This window comes from Nostoc sp., from assembly GCF_036917395.1.
Classification (GTDB): domain Bacteria; phylum Cyanobacteriota; class Cyanobacteriia; order Cyanobacteriales; family Nostocaceae; genus Nostoc.
Genome location: NZ_JBALDI010000077.1, coordinates 38,500 through 57,139, shown reverse-complemented (window position 1 = coordinate 57,139; position 18,640 = coordinate 38,500). Strand labels below are relative to the sequence as shown.

The window sequence follows — 18,640 nt, the reverse complement described above, 5'->3', positions numbered from 1 at the left end:
TAATTTTCCAACTCCACTTTTTCAGCTAGTCAGCCTCTGGTGAATCTCTGCTTAATATTAGGTATAATCCAAAATCTCAAATCCAAAATCAATGGATCGACGGTCTTTTTTGCTAGGTACAAGTACACTGGCACTTTCACAACTGCTTTTTGGCTGTGGTGGAAACAAGCAAACGCAACTAAAAGTACAGTTATTAAAAGGTTCTATACCCGGTCAGGTGGTGAATCAGTTCCACAAAGGTTTGCAGCAACAGGTGCAGTTAAAGTTTGCTCCAGTCGAGCAGATACAGGATTTATTTCGGCAATTACAAAATTGGCAGCAGAAACCAAAAACCACTGATGAGCAGGGATGGAGACGTTTTATACCCTTTAGGCAAGGTCAAAAAACGGCTGATGTAGACCTAGTGACATTGGGAGATTACTGGCTAAAAGCAGCTATTGAGCAAAAACTGATTCAACCACTCCAAGAGGTACAGGGAAACCAATTAAATCAGTGGTCTGATCAAAGGTGGAAGAAACTGGTAACGCGTAACAACCAAGGGAACTTGGATACTCAAGGGAAGGTGTGGGGTGCGCCTTATCGGTGGGGTAGCACAGTGATTGTTTATAACCGTGACAGCCTGCAAAAATTGGGATGGACACCCACAGATTGGAGTGATTTGTGGAAAGATGGAATACAGCAGCGCATTTCCCTACTTAATAACCCACGAGAAGTTATTGGTCTGGTCTTAAAGAAGCTAGGAAAATCTTACAATACAGAGAATCTTGACCAAGTACCAGACTTGGAAAAGGAATTACAGATATTAAATCAACAGGTGAAGTTCTACAGTTCCGATAACTACTTGGAACCTCTAATTATGGGAGACACTTGGCTAGCGGTTGGTTGGTCAAGCGATATATTGCCAGTTCTGGGACGTTATCCGCAACTTACCGCAGTTATCCCTCAGTCAGGAACAGCAATCTGGGCAGACTTGTGGGTACGTCCCGCTGGTATTATTAATGATACTTTATCAGGTCTATGGATTGATTTTTGTTGGAAACCAAGTACAGCTAAACAAATTTCGGTGCTGACCAAGAGTAATTCACCAATTTCTACAAATATTGCAGCTGACGATATCCAAGAACCATTATGGAGCCTGTTACAGAGCGATCGCAAAGTTTTTGATAAAAGTGAATTTTTGCTTCCCTTACCCCCATCAGCAATAAAACAATACGAGTCTTTATTCGCCAAAATTAAGGTTTAATTGGGCATTGGGCAATTCAATTTTAGATTTTGGATTGACAATTTTAGATTGAAATTTAATCCAAAATCTAAAATCTAAACTTTCAAATTACTAGAGTGAACGCTGTAACCCGATCTTGTTCTTAACAGTCGTTTGGATACTGCATAAAGCTGGACTTATAGTAAAGTTGCAAGTGTAGGTTGCTAAGGGTTCTTTTTGATAATTAAATACCCGGACGTTGTAACCAAAGTTCCTTGCAGTGCTACCCAAGCGATTTACGAAGTCGTAGCGCTTTATAGTGTCTAGTAAGCTCCAAATTTGCTGATTCACGATCAAGTCTACTCGTGCAGGTTCTTTTTCAGAAGCTGGATATGCTATCCAATTATCCAATAGCTTTGTCTCAAAGTTTTCTTGTGCCCACCATAAACTGGGAACGGTTAATCGTGCTGGGTTTATGGTGTTAGCTGTGATTACATAGTCTTTGGGTTTGGTCAATAAGTCTAGTTCCAGAGGCGCACTAGAAGGCGACGGTATTGGGGGGGTTTGCGCTAGTGAGGGCGGGATTAGTAAAGTGGTGAGGCTAATGGTTAGTAGTAATGAAAACGATATCTGGCGATGGCTGCGCCAACGCCTGCCGTAGGATGCCCGTACCCCTACGGGGAAGCAAGCTACGCGTAGCGTCTCCTTTAGGAGAAGGGCTGTAGGGCGATCGCACAATTTGGGTATATGCATAACTGATACTAATTCGTAATTCGTAATGACGCTGGCGGACTCGCTACCGCTACGCTAACGTAATTAAAGCACAAGTCAAAATTCGCACAATTTAAAGTTTAATAGCAACGATGCGAATTCTTCGATAGTCTGCTGTCCAAGTTCCTTGTTGATACAGCGTCGGCTTGAGATATTCCTCTACGGCGTGAATTACTTGTGTTTGTTGGTCAGCAGGGAGCAATGTTAAAAAAGCACTGGCGAACATCTGAATCCAGTTTGCCATACCTGCTTCTTTGTCTGCTAAAGGAGTTGGACGAGCAAAAAGCATGGCATGAATGACATCAAAGCCTTGCTGTTCCAGTAAGCTGGCGTACTCACCAATACTAGGGTAATACCAAGGATTTAGGGTTTGTGCAGAAATATTAAATGGTTCTAAGGCGCTTTCCAAAGCTGTAATGATCGCCTGTATATTCCCCTTACCACCAAATTCTGCCACAAAACGTCCTCCGGGTTTTAGGGCTTGGTATATAGAAGCGATCGCACTATCTGCTTCTTTCACCCAATGTAGTACAGCGTTGGAAAATACAGCATCCAATGGCTTGTCTACTTGAAAGTTCCTAGCATCAGCAACATCAAAGCCGATATGGGGATAGTTTTGTCTTGCCTTCTCGATCATCGTGGCTGCATGATCAACTCCCATTACTTCAGCCCCAGCTTGGGCAATTTTTTCTGTGAGTTGTCCAGTACCACAGCCAAGATCCAAAATCGATTCTCCTGGCTTAGGGTTGAGGAATTTTAGTAAGTCCTCGCCATACTGCCAGACAAAGGCGTGTTTGTCTTGGTAAAGGGCAGTATTCCAATTATTGGGTATGGAAATATTATGCATAACTATAAAAGTACAAATTGTTAGCTTGCCAATTCTCAACCATATGTCTGAGGTGGATGACTAGCTGATCATCACAGTAAAAAAGATTTTTACTTATATCCAATATATATTTTCACCTTAGAGGATGTTTTAAAGATATCCGACTCAGTAAAATTTTGTACCCGCATTCTTGCGTTAAACCGATCTAAACCGAAGTAAATCGCATCTGCCCCATTTTCCACAGCAGCTTTAACACAATTCTAATTACCTGCTGGCGTGAGTAGTTCAGAACATTGAAGGGAAGGTTGGGGAGCGATCGCTTTTGATCAGATTTAGGGAGGGTTAGGGTTAACTAGCACCATAGTGATTTTATCGAAGTTGGTGGGGGAGGAAGGCGATCGCAGTCTTCATCTCTCCACAACGATTGCCTCCCTCTATTGTCCAATAATTTAGTCAACAATATCTACCCTTGATCCAGCCAAAGCTACAAAATTTGATGAATACTCTCTACAACCTGTTCAAGAAAATTAACTGTATCACCAACCATTGATTCGTCGATATACCAGCGATTACCTATGTTGAGGGTAGGATCTATATCTGCTTCATGAGCAATTTTGTTTCTGCGATCCACAATTAAAGTAAGTTGTTGCTTAATATCTTTAGGAGGTTTACTCATTTTACTAGCAACTTCATCCCACAATTTTTTATCCGAAATTTGCCTAATTGCATCAGCTATTTTGTCAGGCTGCTGAAAGCTTTGATAACTTAGACGTTCTCGAATCTCATCTTCTAACCATGAAGTATTATTTAATCTATTCAAAATACTATTTGATATAGCTGGAATTAAATTAGAAATAGTATGAGACTGCTGTAAAAAATTAGCTCCATAAATCTGCTGTATGTCACTCTCTATCCAAGAGGCGATATCTATGGCTATTCTTCTATCCTCACGAGCGCTTCCTAAGGAAACTTGAAAACGGGAAAAGGCTGATTGAGCAGTATTAGCTGAAGAGACTGGTTCAGCACGTTGTCCTCGATGAATTTATAGCATACCCAATGTGACAACCTCATGGATATAATAATCCAAGGCACTAACAGTTAGAACTAGGGCAGCTCGTAAAATGTCTGAAAGATCCAGAACAGCAGTAGCTTGAGCCTTAACGGAAGTATGAAGAGCAATCAGATCCCGAACACGCTGGATACTAACGCGAAATTGGTCAAGTGCTGACTGCATAACTGGATGATAGTGCAATAATTTTATCTGCTAACTCAGAAAAAGTTTTTCTAAATTCATTTTGCTTTTTTTGATTAACTTCTAACATTACGCCTTTCTGGTCTAATTGTTGAGGTGTTAGCGCATAAACAGGTGTACTATGTTCCTGTGATAAAGCAATTAAGCTACCAAAATCAGAAATTTTTGTCATAATAAAACTACTATTTATACCCTGTTCAGCATAGACTTGCTTTGGTAATAAGAGATTATTTTGCTCTAGAACTGGTAATAGTTTATAAGTAACTGTATTCTCTATTTTTTCTATCCATGTTTGAAATGCTACTGTTTCTTTACCCCTAGTAATTCTATAGTTTTGAACTATAGTTCCTAAAAATTTCAAGGTAAATTCTGGAAATGGATAAGCAGCTTCTTTTAATATAGCGTTTGCGCTTGCCATCCTTGCCCAACCACACCACTTTGATAAAATTCTAGACAGAGAATCAATTGCCATCGCAGAGAAAAAATCAGCCGTTGTGGGCACTAAGAAAAAGTCACTTGTCATCAGTAAATTCTGGTTGATTGCTCCTAAGCTTGGACTCATATCAATCAGAATATAGTCAGCATTAAATTTCTTAGCAGTTTTTTCTAAAAGATCAGAAATAGCACCTGGCAAGTTTTTGAGTGTCTGAATTGAGCCACTGAGTTCCTGCGCGATACCTAATGTTACTTCGTATTCAGCAAAGCCAACATGACCAGGTAATAAAAATAAACCTTCTTGTCCTTCTATCGGAATACAATTTACAGCTTCAATAGCCCGTGGCTGTGACTCAAAAGCAGGAGCCAAGCCAGTTTTGATATTTGAATGTGTGTTGTAGATGTTTTCTATCCTTGCTTCGTCATCTTCAGTTTCTTCTTTTAGAGCTATTCCTGTTAGATTACATTGAGGATCGGTATCTACAAGGATAACTCTTTTACCCTTTGAAGCAAGCATCCAACCTAAGTTAAAAGTCGTTGTGGTCTTACTGACACCACCCTTGTGATTGAACAAGGCAATCTTGTGAACCATCTTATTTTGCTTTTGATACTTCTGAAATTTTTTGAGTACAGGTATCATTTTTGAACCTGTATGACTTAAATATAGCTTCTAAAAAGCTTACAGAACAGCAAGTTATTTAACGTCTCCCTTACCCCAATCCCTCAACATCAGCACTTTCACCTTCGGACTCAACAGGCTCAAACTTCACCTTGTTATATAAATCCTGTAGGGAAATCTCAAAGGGTACGGTTACAAGTGCGATCGCTTCATCTTCTTCATCATATTCACGAAGCGTCCATTGCTTTTTACCAGTTTTGGAAAATTGATCTACATGAATCCGAGTTTGGTCAATTAATAGATATTCTTGGAAAGTGGAAATAGTTCGGTAAGCCTGAAATTTATCTTCGCGATCATAGTCTTTAGTAGACTTAGACAAAACCTCAACAATAACTTGGGGATTTGTAATAATATCTGTACGGTTGTTGAAAAATTCTGGTTCACTGGCTATTACTGTCACATCTGGATACGTGTAAATACGCTTTTGGTGTATCCATAGACGCATATCGCTATTAAAGACTTCGTATTCTTGTTGTCTGAACGCGAAGTTTAACACAGCATAGAAATTACCAGCTATACGATTGTGATTTGCTGTTCCACCCGCCATAGGAATTATTTGCCCGTCAATGTATTCACTTTTGTAATCAGCAGCTTCTTCTAGCTCTAAATATTCCTCTGGGGTATAATATCGCTGTTGTGTTATTTGCATAGTTTTATCGGGTAACAATGTTTAATGATACGGAGCATCTAGGCACTAAAGAGATTTCACCCATGTTTACCGAATAGTTTAACGTGGTTGTATAGAGATATTATGTGCTTTCTACAAAGTGTGCGTAGGCGCAGCCTGCCGTAGGCATCGCTATCTCAATTCACAAAGTCTGTTAGCTTCTTTTCCTATTGATAACCGGCTGCTTGTAAGAGAAACAACTTGGCATAACGTCCTCCTAGCTGTAATAATTCCTTGTGAGTTCCCTGTTCTATAACTTCCCCGTTTTCTATTACTAAGATTTTGTCAGCCATCCGTACTGTCGAGAAGCGATGGGAAATCAAAAGTACCATCTGATTTTGAGTAATAGCGCGAAAATGATTGAAAATCTCAAACTCAGCTTGGGCATCTATTGCTGATGTTGGTTCATCTAACACCAAGATATCTGCTTGCGATCGCATGAAAGCACGAGAGAGGGCAATTTTCTGCCACTGTCCCCCAGAAAGTTCCTGTCCATCTTTAAACCAACGACCAAGCTGAGTTTGGAAGCTTTGGGGTAATTGGTCAATAAAAGATTGGGCCATGCCTTTTTGGGCAGCAGTTTGCCAATTGGTTTTATTTTCGAGATGTTCTACATCGCCCACGCCAATATTCTCACCCACAGTGAACTGGTAGCGGACAAAGTTCTGAAAAATTACACCAATGCGACGCCGCAACACATCCACATCCCATTCCTGCAAATCCAAGCCATCTAAGAAAATTCGCCCAGAGTCAGGAGTGTAGAGTCGGGTAAGTAGTTTGATTAAGGTAGTTTTACCAGAACCGTTTTCACCCACAATTGCCAGTTTCTCTCTGGGTTTCAAATGCAGAGAAATGTTTCTCAACGCTGGCTTGGAACTTCCTGGATAAGTAAATGATACGTTCTCAAAACGGATACCATCTTGGGGATTTAAACCAATGGTTGCCTTACCCCAAGACTTTGGTACTTCTTCTTCTAGGAAATCATAGAGATTTGATAGATATAGGTTGTCTTCATACATCCCTCCAATAGAAGTGAGGGCATTGGAAAAAGTAGATTGTCCTTGGCGAAACACAGTGAGATACATTGTCATATCTCCCAAGGAAATTTTACCTAGCACTGTTTCCAGCACAATCCAAGCATAAGCTAGGTAAAAAGCACCAGTACTGACTAAACCCAGGAGATACCCCCACAGTCCTCGCCGCAGAGTCAAATCGCGGTCTTCGCCATAGAGTTGATCAAATAGGTCGCGGTAACGTCCTAGCAACATCTTTCCTAGCTGGTAGAGTTTGACTTCTGTGACAAAATCTTCTCTTGCTAGGAGACTTTCTAAGTAATGCTGTTCACGAGTTTCTGACGCACGCCAACTAAACAAGCGAAAGGCTTCTCCAGCAAATTTAGTTTCCGCAATAAATACAGGCATGGCTGCCAAAATCAGTACCAGCACCGCCCAAACTGAGAAATTTACTAGCAAAATACCGTAGGTGATTAGGGAAAGAGCATTTTGCACTAACCCAAAGGTGCGGCTTACTAGGGAAAGGGGACGAACTGATGCTTCTCGTCGGGCATTAGTCAATTTGTCATAAAATTCTGAGTCTTCAAACTGCCTAAGATCCAGTGTCAGCGCCTTTTCTAAAATCAGTACATTCACCCGCTGACCCATTAGCGCCCGCAATAACGACTGACAAATGGTGAGTCCTCGCTGACTGCCTGCTAGTAGAATTACAGCGATCGCTTCTAATCCTACATAAAATAGACACGGATAAATATTGACAAAACTATTGTTTTGTGAGTTAACTTGAGATGCAAATACCACTGCATCAACAATTAACTTACTAATGTAGGATATGGCGGCCGGTAAAAGACCAGCAACTAAGGTTAAACTTGCCAGAAGAATAGTAAGCGATCGGCTAGTAGTCCATACCAAGCTTACAGCCCGTCCACTGTAGCGGAAAACCGTCAGCGATTGGCGGAGGATATTTCTTTTTTTTTAATCTTCATTTTTCTTGCCGCGAGATACCCCAGCTTGGGCGGATCTTCCTGACTCTATTAAATCTTTATTAATTTTACATTTTTCTAAGAATGTTGGCTTTAGACCGCTGAGTTACCTGTTGGGGTGTGGCGAAATTAATCCGTTGGATGCGATGCTTAAGTAAGTGTGAATTTCTTATTAGAGATAGTTGAAAAGCGAGCCGGCGCAATCGACTTAGCAAGGTGTTTACACAATTATGAATAAAATTTAAAATGATAACGAGGTTGAGCTATGAATTCTACAGAACCACCCCAGCAGCGTCCTGAAGAAAGTGTGACTTTTGTCATCAGTAAGTCAACTAGGAACGTATTTATTGCGAAGATAGTCATACTTTTAGGCTTAACCCTACTGGCTGGTTATTGGTTTGCAAGAGAGAGTGCCAATAAGTATGAGAAAGGTCGTGAACTAACACAGGAAAAATATCTAGAAAGGTTTGATGAGTACAAAGGCGCTTTACTAAATGCCAAACAGTACGATGATAATCCGCTATTTACAACCTTTATAATGCTTATAGTTGTATCGTTCTTAATTGGTTCGTATGAGTTAACTGCTTTGATAATAGGTTTTATTATTGGGAAAGTGATTAGGCGGTAAGCCCCAGCCCTTTCAACGCGAACAAATGAACTACTAAACCAAGGGCTGAAACCCGCTCCCAGACTACAGCCAAAAATTATGCTTCTGGGCTATCGATGCCAGTTTATGCGATCGCACATCGAAAGCGGTCAATTTATTGCCTCTAGAATTGAGCATTTTTTTGGAGAATCTCGCCTAAGTCTGATTATGTAAGGGTTTATTGAGCGTGTATTTTTGGAGGAAAATATAGTACAAATGATCGCGTTGAAAGGGCTGGCGGTAAGCCCCCTTCTGCTGTACGTCGCGCGGTCTAACAATCCGGTTGTAGCGGACTATCGAAAGTCGATGGTTTGAATGCAAAGGTGACTTGCAACCGTTCAACCGGAACGTTAGCCAGTTGACAACAGGAAACCCAGCATCACTTTTCTCTGGCAGTACTAACCAGAAGCCAGATTGCACTTTAAGCTGCAACCGTGGATGCGATCGCGAGGCTAAAATGAGAAGGCGATCGCTTCCTTTCACCAGCCCTCAGACGAGGAGATTCTCAAATGCCATTAGCTGAACTCATGTCACAAATCCAGGAACTTCCAAAAATTGACAAGCTTCGGCTAATGCAGTTCCTTGCCACAGAACTGGTCAAGGAAGAAGATGCAAACTTCTTTGTTACGAACCGGGAGTATCCAGTCTGGTCGCCGTACAATTGTTCTGAGGCTGCCAATGTCTTGATGAATCTTCTGGCGACAAAGCAGCAAGAGAAGAATGGTTGACACTCAAAAATTTCCGTACAAAATCATTGATAGCAGCCTTGGCATGGTTGATCGAGTGCCATACCTACCTTTAACGCTCAGTCTTGATGGTCAATCTCTGAACACTGAAGGTTTATTGGATACAGGTGCAAGCGTTAATGTTCTGCCCTATGAGTTGGGTTTACAACTGGGCTTAATTTGGGAGGATGAAACTCTCTCAGTTATATTGGCAGGGAACTTGGCTCGATTTGAAGCTCGTGCAGTCGTTGTTGATGCTCAAGTCAGTTCATTCCCCACCATTAATCTTGCATTTGCTTGGACACAAGCACCTAATGTGCCTTTAATCTTGGGGCAAGCTAATTTCTGCTTTGAGTTTGATGTTTGTTTCTTCCGTGCGCGTTCTGAATTTGAAGTTCGTCCCAAACAGGTTGGATAAAATGAAGACAGGAGCGTCGGTTGGCAGCGAACGCTGAGGTACGGTCTAACAATCCCGTTGCACACCGACCGTACCAGATTCAAGCCAATGTGGATGAGGTTTTGCGACTTGTGTGTACACAGTAAGTCTTTAGACCGCAGAGTGTCAACCCCACAATCTCCTACCTACTTTCCCACTTAATTTTTGGTGAGTATCTTCCAATAAAGCTGGAATATCTAACTTTTCTGGACACCGAGGCAAACAGTCACCGCATTCTGTACAGCGGTTGGCTTTCATTCCAGGGAACCAGTGACCAGCATTTTCAAACATTCCGTAACGATATTGTCCATAGTCTTTCATGTCGTATGCTACTGCCAGATTACGTAACCGCAACACCTCTGGAATATTGATATTTTCTGGACAGGGTAAACAAGCATAACACTGGCTACACTTATCAGTTTGCAAAGCAATTTTTTGGTGATTTTCTAATTTCTGGAAAGCATAAATTTCTGCTGATGTTAACTCTCCATCATAGTCAGCTATTCGCAAAGGTTGCTTTAATTCATCTGGGTTTGCTGGCCCGATACTTAAAGTAGTAATACGGCTATCTGCAAGTAAAAAACGATAACTTAGCTCTAAGGGTGAATACGGCTGACACAGGTCTGTTAGGGTTTGGGGTGGCGTATAGAGGCGTCCTCCCTTGTCAGCAGGGGAAATTATAAAAATGCCCATGTCCTTTTCGGCAGCTAGCTGAATCGCTGATGTGTGCCGTTGGAAAAAATAGTAATAATGGAGATAAACAAATTCAAAAAAATCTGTATTGATTGCTGCCTGAATTAACTCTAATGGCCCGTGGGTGGAAAAACCAACGTGTCTGACTCGACCATCAGCGATCGCTTCCTCTACGGCTTGCATACAGCCATTTTTGGCTTGCACCCACTCCAAATGTTGCCAAGTGTTCAAGCCATGAACACCTAAGCAATCTAAATAATCTAGCTGTAATCGTTCTAGGGATTCATCGATGTACCGACGCATGGAGTCAGCATCTGCTGTGGCTGGGATTTTGGTAGTAACGTGAAGCCTCGTTCGGGGTACTGACAACCCAGCTTTTAGCGCCCTACCAAGATACTCCTCACTTTTGCCGTAACCTTTGGCGGTTTCTAGATGATTAATTCCTAGCGCTAAGGCTTGTTCGATAGTCTGGTGAGCATTTTCAAAAGAAGCCAGGTAGCGCATTGTTCCCAGAGAAAAAACCGATAGGCGCAGATTCGTTTTCCCAAAACGTCGGTATTGCATCTTTAACAAAGTTAGGAGCTATTCAATTTTAGATTTTAGATTTTAGATTTTAGATTTTTCCTTCAATCTAAAATCCAAAATTCAAAATCTAAAATTGGCCTAGCTGTCGCCATTACCAAAGCGCTTGATCAAATCTTCAGGACGGAGATTGGAAATAAATTCACGGAAGGCTTGCTGTTCGGCTTCATCTGCATCGCGATCAACAGGGATAGAAGCATCGGCAATAACTTCTTCCATTACCCATATGGGGGTATTTGTACGCAGGGCAATGGCGATCGCATCGCTAGGACGCGCGTCAATTTCTTTTTTGACCTCGCCTTGCTGAACAATTAAAGCTGCATAAAATGTATCCTTTTGCAGGGAATGAATGATCACCTTTTCTAGAGTCATATTCCAAGTCTCTAGAAGATTCACAATCAAGTCGTGGGTTAAGGGTCTGGGAGGCTTCTGATTCTCCAATGCACCCATAATTGCCCTAGCCTGTTCCTGACCGATGTAAATTGGCAAAGCCCGCCGATCTGAAGAATCTTTCAAAAGGACGATCGGGCTGCGGGTTATGGCATCTAATGCTATGCCAGCGACTTTCATTTCAATCATTGCCTAAGCCTCTACCATGCTTTGAGAGCATTGAATGCCGTGTATTAAATAGCACCCCTTTTTAGGCAGTTTTGTGACAGTAATAAACATAAGCATTTGTTCTCTATAATTGCTTCTATTAAACTCCGAACTTGTGGTGAAAACCAGAGTAAGTCAAATTGGTCTTCTTAGACAATAACCTTCTTACCCAAGTATGCCTCGTGAAGGATGCTAATGTGTTAATATTCCTATGCGAACAAAAGTCAGAAAATATACTTGGATGCTCTAAATTTCTGTGACAATTACCAATTGACTTCAGGCACAATTAGGCAATAAATAGAGTTAGTTTGACAAAAAAGCCGTGTTTACAGGATTAATCCAGGCATTAGGAACGATGGAACCCTTAGGGGGTGATTCTTGGCAAATTACTTGTGTAAGCCAGGCGGGTGAAGTAATTATGCAAGATTTGGCTTATGGTGACAGTGTTGCAGTAGATGGCGTTTGCCTGACAGTCGAAAAAGTTTTAAACGACGGGTTTATCGCCACGGCTTCACCGGAAACGCTACGTCGCACGACGTTGGGAGGTGAGCAAACGCAACAGAAATATGTCAATTTAGAAGCGTCGCTAAAGGTAGGCAGCAAAATTGGCGGTCATTTTGTGATGGGTCATGTAGACGGCATAGGTCGATTGCTAGTGGCAGAACAAACGGCTAGTTCTTGGGAAATGACCTTTATTGCATCGGAGGCGATCGCCCGGTACATTGTCCCCAAAGGTAGTATTGCTGTCAATGGCATCAGCCTCACAGTAGCCTCATATGAGCCAGAACTCTGCCAATTCAAGGTGGCAGTAATTCCCCTCACCTATGGCGAGACAAATCTTCGCTATTTGGTTCCTGACAGTTTGGTGAATCTAGAAGGGGATATTCTCGGCAAATATGTGGAAAAATTCTTTTCCTCTGGCAACCCACACACCACAGCCCCTGATGAAACTAGTATAGATGGCATTACACCCGCATTCTTAGCAGAACACGGGTATCTCTGAATTTTAGATTTTAGATTTTGGATTTTGGATTTTAAATTAATCCAGAATCCAAAATTTCCAATCTAGCTGCCTGGTTGTTGGCTTACCTGGGCGGTTTGCGTACCTCGAACTAACTGGCTGAGAGCGCTTTGTAATTGCACGCCTGGGTCAGTCGCAACCCACCCATCTTGTGTTAGGTGGCGAACTTCAAAGTGCAAGTGAGGGCCTGTGGAGTTCCCGGTGCTGCCAACTCGCCCGATCACAGTTCCAGGTTGTACCCACTGACCAGGTTGAACAAGGATCTCTGACATGTGACCGTAGAGAGTTTGTTCAGCGGATTTGTGATTCAGGATAACGGTTAAACCATAACCACCCACCCAGTTAGCAGTATCCACTTGACCAGCAGCTGCTGCCAAAACTGGTGTTCCCATAGGCGCACCCAAGTCTGTACCAGCATGGAAGCGTTGATTACCTGTGATTGGATGAACTCGCCAACCAAACAAAGAAGTAATGGGAGCGGGAATAGATAATGGATACATCATTCCCGTACCACTATAAGCGACTACCCCAGTGTAGGGGATTTGCGGTAATACTGAGGCCAGCGAGAAGTCGTAAGCTACGGTGCTGGGGCGGGGTGCAATGTTGCCATCTGCCATTGGTGGAGGTAAAGTCCCGCCACTCGGTGCGATGGGAGTTGCACTGACTGTTGTGGGGCTGAACTCGCCAGGACTCGGGATAAACCGATTAGGACGAAATGCGCTCTTGGTGACACCACTAGAACCACTTTGAGTAGGATGCCATCTACTAGTGTTGCCAGTAGTTGCAATCTGCCGCACGGGTGGAACTACTGGTAATTGGGCATTTTGACTTCTTCTGAGCCAATTAGGTGCTGGTTTACCATTAGAATCAGCTACACTCCTCTGGGGTATTTTGGCACAAACGCCGCCTAATACGCTTTGCCCTGACGGCAAGATGGCTCGACAACCACTGGCGCGTTCTGTGAGGATTACGGAATTTGGTGCTTGATAAATACCTGTGGCACCACTGTCATAACTATTAGGATCAATATAGGCGTTATTATAATCCTTGGTTTTCCCCGCCGTTGCACTGACAGTGCTGTTGGAGTTATTTGCTGGTTGAGCAACTTCTCTTAGTTTTTCAGGTAAAGAACGGGCAGGGGTATTGGGTTTTTCCAGTCTCACCCTTGCAGGAATAGCCTGGGAGGTTTCTACCTTGGGTTTTGATTGTCTGATAATCACAACAGCTTGGGCAGCTTCGATTTTGGGTGTAGACTGCCTAACTGGCTCTTTTGATTGAGCAACCTTTGGCTTATGTAATCTCTGGCTGAGTCTAACTCGTCGTTGAGAAAATTCCGGTTGCGCTTGAGCTGCTTCGGGTGCTACAGCCTGTTTTTTAACTGGATTTGTAACTGCTGTTGGTTGGGAACTTTCAACAGTGGGAACGATATTGTCTACTTGTGTTTCCGTTTGGGCAAACACAAAGCCGCCGCTGAGAAGGCTGACGCTACTCAGCCAACAAAGGCTCTGAGCTGGTAGCGTTGAGGCAAAACGTTTTTTTGTTAGACCTTGCTGCCATAAGTAATGCAAACGATGATGGGCAGAATTATTGCGCTGCGTCATTTGTTCTCTCAGTTGTGTGTAATTAGCAAGGAAGAGATGATGCTAGTGGTTTGTCTTGCCCAAAGAGCGAAATTTTGAACAAACCTCAAATTTAAACGGAAGATTTTTGGTACCCCAAACTGATTGTACCGGGTTGAATATAAATTTCCGGTGTAATTAGTTCCTTTGTATCATCTGTTTCTAAATCAACTCGTAAATTTCCTTGAGGAGTCACCCCAACTACAGTACCTGAAAGATTATTGACGTACACTTTATCACCCATGTTTGTAAGCAAATCTAGATAGCGAGACAAGAGTATGCTTACTCCTTCTTGACAAAGGCACTCCATACCGGATTCTATTCCCAGTAAAACTTTAGAGGTTAGCATTTCCAAACAAGAAATTGGTCTGAAATCTTGGGAAGCTTGCCACGATTCCAGATTGATTCCAGTTTCCGGTACTGGGTTTGTCCAGTTAATACCAACACCAATTACTGCTTGGGTGATTTGTCCTTTGTTTACTTTGGTTTCTGTCAAAATGCCGCCTAGTTTGCGACCATTTAAAACTAAATCATTGGGCCATTTTATCCCAACATCTACACCGCATTGGCGTAATTGAGACGCAATTCCCCAAGCAGTAGCGAAAGTTAGCTGGTAGCTGTCAGTAGCCTCTATTTTGTAGTCGAAAGAAATTGCTACCGAAACATATAATCCCCCAACAGGAGAAATCCACTGGCGTCCCCATTGTCCCCGCCCAGCAGATTGCACAGTTGCAATTACTACTGTTCCTGAAACAGCCCCTTGGTTGAGCAAGTTCCAGAGGGTTTGGTTAGTTGAGGAGACGCTTTCAAAAAAGTGAAGAGAAAATGGTAAATATGTATACTTACGCCCTGCTTTCAAGGCTGCTTCCAAGTTTTGCAGATTAAATTCCACAGCAATTAAGCCAAATTCGGTTGTTCAAGTTAACATTGATTGGCTGATGAGTGATTTCTGTTTAGGTTTGGTTGAAGATGCACACTTGGTACTGGCGCAATTGGGAAGGACTGCCCTATTTAACTTGTAGTATTCTGGAACATTGGCATCACGGCTTCTTTACACAGCAGTTTTGGCCGCGATCGCCACAAGTGATCACAGAAGTATTGCAACCAGCGGCATCAGTCTATCGCTTAAAGCAGGTTCATGGCAATACTATTCTCACTCCCCAAGAAGTTGAGAGCTTCTTAAGCACTGTTGGGGAGGATTTAGCATCGGCGGATGGTTTAATTAGTGAGCAGCCTTTACAAGCAGTCTGGGTAGCTAGTGCAGATTGTACACCCGTACTGATTGGGGATGTGGTAACTGGACGGGTGGCAGCATTACACGCAGGCTGGCGGGGGACTGCCAAAAAAATTGTGCCCTTAGCGATCGCTCGACTCCAATCTCAAGGCAGCAAACTCGATGATTTGAGAATTGCGATGGGCCCGGCGATCGCTGGTGAGGTTTACCAAGTGTCTATCGAAGTGGCTGCTGAAATTGGGGCTAGTATTATACCACATGATGATCAACAAAAAATTATAACTGGATTACATGAGCTACCCAATTCACCCTTGCTGGAAGATCCCAATCCTGGAAAGGTAAAGCTGGATGTGCGGCGAGTGAATACCTTACAGCTGGAAAATTTGGGGATTAGTGCAGAACAAGTTGCGATCGCACCTTATTGTACTTTTCAAACTCCAGAACATTTCTTTTCTTACCGCCGGGAGAAAGAGAAAAAAGTTCAATGGTCAGGAATTGTCAGCGGCAAAACGAATCAGTAACCCCTATTTTAAAATTAGATTCTCATCTGAGATCGGAACTTGGAGAATGGAAAATATTCTTGGCTTCGTCTTGACTGAATTGGTTTAGGGAACTTAACTGCTCACCACCATATCAAGGGTTAATAAACATTTCGGTTTATTAACGACCAACTGCATGATGTCCAGCCACAAAGAACCTATGATGGTATCAGGGATGTCATCTCCAACATGAACGGGAATTACAAATTCAGTTCCGTCAATGATAAGTTTGCCTTCATAGATATCAAATCGTGCTTCCCCTCGTGCTGTCTGCATCTCTATTTGTGCGCTCATTAATGACCACTCCAATACTTCCAAGTCTTGAGTATTGATGGCTAACCACCCATCTGTAAACCCGGTATCGAATAAAGCTTCAACAGAAAATTTCTGATCATTAGCAGCAACAAGCTGAATTTCAAATAGTAGCTCACCATTATCCCCAAACGAACCTGCAATCATAACCTGCCGCAGGTTCCTGTGTCGTTGAGTCGGAATATGGTGAGTTTTACTTGGTTAGTATTGCCATAAGCATCATGGATTTTTTGCGTTATCCCTAAGAATGTTGGGTCAATGAGGTACTGTTCTGTTTCAGGATCGATGGCAATATGCCAGTTGTAATGCGTTTCGATCAAAGTTGGACGTAAGCGCTCGAAAACAGCACGACACTTCATAGTAAAAGCATCACGTTGTTCCTGACAGTAGGGTACTTCTTCAGGTGCTAAGGTTGATGCTTGTATAATGCGGGTGCGTCGTGGGTGCGATACCTGTGTCATATCAATGAAATGTACGCGCTTGTGTGATTTTATTATGGCGTGATTTCGAGCGCTTCCCACAGACTATCTAGATTTAGGTTTTCTTCCTAAACTTAAAGCACCATCCACCAAAGATTGCATTTTCTCTAATGATAAAGGATCGCCATTGGCGTAATGCTCCATCCAAGTCAAACTAATCAAATTGGGGTCATCTGTGGTAGGTAGTGAGCGGCTCTAGACCTATTTGAAGGACTAGAGCCGCCTTACTACAAACCTTTAATTATTCACGCCCACTTACTTATGACTCTTGATATTCTAAGTTGACACCCGATTCAAAGGTTCAAATTTCATAACCTGTTTTTGACGAAAGGAACTAATTGCTAAGACTAAAATACTTAAGGTGATTCCTAAAACGGCATAACTCGGTAGGGCGAAGATAGTTACTTTCATAATGTATGGCAATTCTCCTGCTTTCACCTTCCAGTTCTTTGCTAAAGAGCCGATGAGCCAGCCATGAATAACTGCTGTTTGCACTGCAAGAGAGCAAACCCCTGCTAACCAAACAGACATTCTTCTTTTAGAGAATGTACAATGCCTGATCTGATACAGCAAATCATTTAGCAAAAAAACCACAGCAGGTATTAACATTACAGAACTAGTTCCCTGTGAATAGTTGATGCCAATACTCAAGCAAGAAACTATTACCATTTCTGCTAAGTAGATTTTTTTTGACCAGGCTGTGAAAGATTGTTGTAGATACCAATACCAACCTGCCAAACCAAGGAGAATCAGAACAATTATATCTGACAAAAGCTTGGCAAAGAATGGGTTATTAGGGAATAATCTTGGACCCACAACCATCAAATCGAGGCGACCGATCGAAATATAAGGGCTAACTGATGGATCATTTTGCCAGAGTGAAAATCCCTGAGCTGCATCCGACAGGAATTGTGTCAAAGAATTGCCCGTTAAGGCTAGACCCAAAAATACTAGAAAAGTGACTGTGACAACAGATACAAAAACTAAATAAAATCTTCTTTTAAGGAGAAAATACAGAATAAATAATGCAGCTAATGTTGGTTTGCAAAGGGCAAGCCCCAAGCAAATTCCTGCTGGAATATCCTGATGTTTTCTAGCCAAGATAAACATCCATAAAATCAGAACTGCAATGAAAATGGCAATATTACCAACTTGAAAATTGCGAACTAGGCCATAAATCAAGGCAACCGAGATTGTGCAAATAGTTCTCAAAGCTGGCGACTTCGACTCTAAGAGGATATTCGCTCCCCATAAGGCCAAACCGATTGCTAATATATGCATCACAATCGAGATTTTAAATGCAGTATTCATCGAAAAATAACCCAGAAACCAGACCAGAGGAATAATATTAGGTGGATAGACAAACGGTGGAAGAGATCCACACACCTTAGTTATGGTACAGAAAGTTTGGTTAAAAATCTCGACATTAAAAGGACTCAAATGTTGATGAGCCAATTTACTCGCCACATAATACCACTGAAAATCCCATAAGGGTGGATGTGGTTGGTTTAGGAAATAAACTAACCAACCTGTATAACAGAGAAATCTTGTAACGACTAATACAACAGTTGCTTGGACGATAAAGTTAACAATTGGTTGACGAAAAAACTGTATCAACCGTTGGCTTACAGAAGATTTTAAGAATAAAGAATTTTTCCAGGCTGCCTTTTCACCATCTAATCGCCAATTATTTTTGAGAACTAAAGCAACTACAATTACTATAATTAGGTTCCAAAAGCCAAAGCTGATCATCTGAATAATCTCAATAATTATTTCTATATTTCGGAAATAATATCGCTAAAGTTAATTTTTCTAACAGATACTTAAGTAATTCTATAATCACTTTATAAAATTTTGACAATGACTTCCTAGTAATTTCATAATCACTTCACAAAATCTTGACAATTATTCCCTTCCCGCCATAAGATTA

General features: G+C 42.0%; 21 protein-coding genes. 6 read left to right on the top strand and 15 right to left on the bottom strand.

Annotated features, from left to right (window positions below; all coding sequences use genetic code 11):
- The first annotated feature begins 91 nt into the window (after positions 1-91).
- Positions 92-1,243 carry an extracellular solute-binding protein gene (locus tag V7K46_RS25880; RefSeq protein ID WP_335118260.1) on the top strand — a complete coding sequence of 384 codons (1,152 nt, stop codon included), beginning with the start codon at positions 92-94 and terminating at the stop codon, positions 1,241-1,243.
- Positions 1,244-1,333: 90 nt separating this feature from the next.
- Here V7K46_RS25880 and V7K46_RS25875 read toward each other — a convergent pair whose 3' ends face one another.
- From V7K46_RS25875 to V7K46_RS25845, 7 genes are all read right to left on the bottom strand, one after another.
- Complete coding sequence (locus V7K46_RS25875; RefSeq protein WP_335118258.1) at positions 1,334-1,954, bottom strand: hypothetical protein; 621 nt, start codon at positions 1,952-1,954, stop codon at positions 1,334-1,336.
- 91 nt (positions 1,955-2,045) lie between these two features.
- Positions 2,046-2,819 (bottom strand): class I SAM-dependent methyltransferase, encoded by a 774-nt coding sequence (locus V7K46_RS25870; protein ID WP_335118256.1) that lies wholly within the window; start codon positions 2,817-2,819, stop codon positions 2,046-2,048.
- Positions 2,820-3,282: 463 nt separating this feature from the next.
- Positions 3,283-3,654: a HEPN domain-containing protein gene (locus tag V7K46_RS25865; protein ID WP_442939874.1), complete on the bottom strand. Its 372-nt coding sequence runs from the start codon at positions 3,652-3,654 to the stop codon at positions 3,283-3,285.
- Between the two features lie 186 nt (positions 3,655-3,840).
- Positions 3,841-4,032 carry a hypothetical protein gene (locus V7K46_RS25860; RefSeq protein WP_335118252.1) on the bottom strand — a complete coding sequence of 64 codons (192 nt, stop codon included), beginning with the start codon at positions 4,030-4,032 and terminating at the stop codon, positions 3,841-3,843.
- Positions 4,016-5,125: a ParA family protein gene (locus V7K46_RS25855; RefSeq protein WP_335118250.1), complete on the bottom strand. Its 1,110-nt coding sequence runs from the start codon at positions 5,123-5,125 to the stop codon at positions 4,016-4,018. The genes V7K46_RS25860 and V7K46_RS25855 overlap by 17 nt, the downstream gene beginning before the upstream one ends.
- Before the next feature lie 70 nt (positions 5,126-5,195).
- On the bottom strand, positions 5,196-5,813 hold the full coding sequence (locus V7K46_RS25850; RefSeq protein ID WP_335118248.1) for a Uma2 family endonuclease: 618 nt from the start codon (positions 5,811-5,813) through the stop codon (positions 5,196-5,198).
- A 185-nt stretch (positions 5,814-5,998) separates the two neighbouring features.
- The gene (locus V7K46_RS25845; RefSeq protein ID WP_335118481.1) at positions 5,999-7,807 is read right to left on the bottom strand and encodes an ABC transporter ATP-binding protein; all 1,809 of its coding nucleotides are present in this window, start codon (positions 7,805-7,807) and stop codon (positions 5,999-6,001) included.
- A 285-nt stretch (positions 7,808-8,092) separates the two neighbouring features.
- Here V7K46_RS25845 and V7K46_RS25840 point away from each other — a divergent pair, with 285 nt between their 5' ends.
- Positions 8,093-8,455 carry a hypothetical protein gene (locus V7K46_RS25840; RefSeq protein WP_335118246.1) on the top strand — a complete coding sequence of 121 codons (363 nt, stop codon included), beginning with the start codon at positions 8,093-8,095 and terminating at the stop codon, positions 8,453-8,455.
- Positions 8,456-8,629: 174 nt separating this feature from the next.
- On the opposite strand, the gene V7K46_RS25835 is transcribed toward V7K46_RS25840, so the two are convergent.
- Positions 8,630-8,956, bottom strand: a complete 327-nt coding sequence (locus V7K46_RS25835) for a hypothetical protein (RefSeq protein WP_335118244.1) — start codon at positions 8,954-8,956, stop codon at positions 8,630-8,632.
- Positions 8,957-8,982: 26 nt separating this feature from the next.
- Between V7K46_RS25835 and V7K46_RS25830 the strand changes: the two genes are divergently transcribed.
- Positions 8,983-9,201, top strand: coding sequence for a hypothetical protein (locus V7K46_RS25830; RefSeq protein WP_335118242.1), 219 nt, complete (start codon positions 8,983-8,985; stop codon positions 9,199-9,201).
- Positions 9,194-9,616 carry an aspartyl protease family protein gene (locus V7K46_RS25825; RefSeq protein WP_335118240.1) on the top strand — a complete coding sequence of 141 codons (423 nt, stop codon included), beginning with the start codon at positions 9,194-9,196 and terminating at the stop codon, positions 9,614-9,616. Before V7K46_RS25830 ends, V7K46_RS25825 begins: the two co-directional genes overlap by 8 nt.
- Before the next feature lie 144 nt (positions 9,617-9,760).
- On the opposite strand, the gene V7K46_RS25820 is transcribed toward V7K46_RS25825, so the two are convergent.
- Complete coding sequence (locus tag V7K46_RS25820) at positions 9,761-10,891, bottom strand: aldo/keto reductase (protein ID WP_335118238.1); 1,131 nt, start codon at positions 10,889-10,891, stop codon at positions 9,761-9,763.
- A gap of 99 nt (positions 10,892-10,990) precedes the next feature.
- Positions 10,991-11,488, bottom strand: a complete 498-nt coding sequence (locus V7K46_RS25815) for a bifunctional nuclease family protein (RefSeq protein WP_012406891.1) — start codon at positions 11,486-11,488, stop codon at positions 10,991-10,993.
- 340 nt (positions 11,489-11,828) lie between these two features.
- Here V7K46_RS25815 and V7K46_RS25810 point away from each other — a divergent pair, with 340 nt between their 5' ends.
- Positions 11,829-12,509 carry a riboflavin synthase gene (locus V7K46_RS25810; RefSeq protein WP_335118236.1) on the top strand — a complete coding sequence of 227 codons (681 nt, stop codon included), beginning with the start codon at positions 11,829-11,831 and terminating at the stop codon, positions 12,507-12,509.
- Between the two features lie 62 nt (positions 12,510-12,571).
- Here V7K46_RS25810 and V7K46_RS25805 read toward each other — a convergent pair whose 3' ends face one another.
- Positions 12,572-14,128 carry a M23 family metallopeptidase gene (locus V7K46_RS25805; RefSeq protein ID WP_335118234.1) on the bottom strand — a complete coding sequence of 519 codons (1,557 nt, stop codon included), beginning with the start codon at positions 14,126-14,128 and terminating at the stop codon, positions 12,572-12,574.
- Positions 14,129-14,219: 91 nt separating this feature from the next.
- Positions 14,220-15,038, bottom strand: coding sequence for a biotin--[acetyl-CoA-carboxylase] ligase (locus tag V7K46_RS25800; protein WP_335118232.1), 819 nt, complete (start codon positions 15,036-15,038; stop codon positions 14,220-14,222).
- Positions 15,039-15,115: 77 nt separating this feature from the next.
- Between V7K46_RS25800 and pgeF the strand changes: the two genes are divergently transcribed.
- Entirely contained in the window at positions 15,116-15,901 is a 786-nt protein-coding gene (gene pgeF / locus V7K46_RS25795) for a peptidoglycan editing factor PgeF (protein ID WP_335118230.1), read from the top strand.
- Between the two features lie 93 nt (positions 15,902-15,994).
- Here the strand turns inward: pgeF and V7K46_RS25790 are convergent, their stop codons facing one another.
- The 3 genes from V7K46_RS25790 to V7K46_RS25780 form a co-directional block, all read right to left on the bottom strand.
- Positions 15,995-16,378 (bottom strand): aspartyl protease, encoded by a 384-nt coding sequence (locus tag V7K46_RS25790; RefSeq protein ID WP_335118228.1) that lies wholly within the window; start codon positions 16,376-16,378, stop codon positions 15,995-15,997.
- Positions 16,375-16,692 carry a hypothetical protein gene (locus tag V7K46_RS25785; RefSeq protein ID WP_335118226.1) on the bottom strand — a complete coding sequence of 106 codons (318 nt, stop codon included), beginning with the start codon at positions 16,690-16,692 and terminating at the stop codon, positions 16,375-16,377. The genes V7K46_RS25790 and V7K46_RS25785 overlap by 4 nt, the downstream gene beginning before the upstream one ends.
- A 294-nt stretch (positions 16,693-16,986) precedes the next feature.
- Positions 16,987-18,462: a glycosyltransferase family 87 protein gene (locus V7K46_RS25780; protein ID WP_335118224.1), complete on the bottom strand. Its 1,476-nt coding sequence runs from the start codon at positions 18,460-18,462 to the stop codon at positions 16,987-16,989.
- Positions 18,463-18,640: the final 178 nt, after the last annotated feature.

Excerpts from the sequence above, each read along its gene's own strand:
- V7K46_RS25880 (WP_335118260.1), top strand. The coding sequence starts at position 92 with ATGGATCGACGGTCTTTTTTGCTAGGTACAAGTACACTGGCACTTTCA.
- V7K46_RS25875 (WP_335118258.1), bottom strand. The coding sequence starts at position 1,954 with ATGCATATACCCAAATTGTGCGATCGCCCTACAGCCCTTCTCCTAAAG.
- V7K46_RS25870 (WP_335118256.1), bottom strand. The coding sequence starts at position 2,819 with ATGCATAATATTTCCATACCCAATAATTGGAATACTGCCCTTTACCAA.
- V7K46_RS25860 (WP_335118252.1), bottom strand. The coding sequence starts at position 4,032 with ATGCAGTCAGCACTTGACCAATTTCGCGTTAGTATCCAGCGTGTTCGG.
- V7K46_RS25855 (WP_335118250.1), bottom strand. The coding sequence starts at position 5,125 with ATGATACCTGTACTCAAAAAATTTCAGAAGTATCAAAAGCAAAATAAG.
- V7K46_RS25850 (WP_335118248.1), bottom strand. The coding sequence starts at position 5,813 with ATGCAAATAACACAACAGCGATATTATACCCCAGAGGAATATTTAGAG.
- V7K46_RS25840 (WP_335118246.1), top strand. The coding sequence starts at position 8,093 with ATGAATTCTACAGAACCACCCCAGCAGCGTCCTGAAGAAAGTGTGACT.
- V7K46_RS25830 (WP_335118242.1), top strand. The coding sequence starts at position 8,983 with ATGCCATTAGCTGAACTCATGTCACAAATCCAGGAACTTCCAAAAATT.
- V7K46_RS25825 (WP_335118240.1), top strand. The coding sequence starts at position 9,194 with ATGGTTGACACTCAAAAATTTCCGTACAAAATCATTGATAGCAGCCTT.
- V7K46_RS25820 (WP_335118238.1), bottom strand. The coding sequence starts at position 10,891 with ATGCAATACCGACGTTTTGGGAAAACGAATCTGCGCCTATCGGTTTTT.
- V7K46_RS25815 (WP_012406891.1), bottom strand. The coding sequence starts at position 11,488 with ATGATTGAAATGAAAGTCGCTGGCATAGCATTAGATGCCATAACCCGC.
- V7K46_RS25805 (WP_335118234.1), bottom strand. The coding sequence starts at position 14,128 with ATGACGCAGCGCAATAATTCTGCCCATCATCGTTTGCATTACTTATGG.
- pgeF (WP_335118230.1), top strand. The coding sequence starts at position 15,116 with ATGCACACTTGGTACTGGCGCAATTGGGAAGGACTGCCCTATTTAACT.
- V7K46_RS25790 (WP_335118228.1), bottom strand. The coding sequence starts at position 16,378 with ATGATTGCAGGTTCGTTTGGGGATAATGGTGAGCTACTATTTGAAATT.
- V7K46_RS25785 (WP_335118226.1), bottom strand. The coding sequence starts at position 16,692 with ATGACACAGGTATCGCACCCACGACGCACCCGCATTATACAAGCATCA.
- V7K46_RS25780 (WP_335118224.1), bottom strand. The coding sequence starts at position 18,462 with ATGATCAGCTTTGGCTTTTGGAACCTAATTATAGTAATTGTAGTTGCT.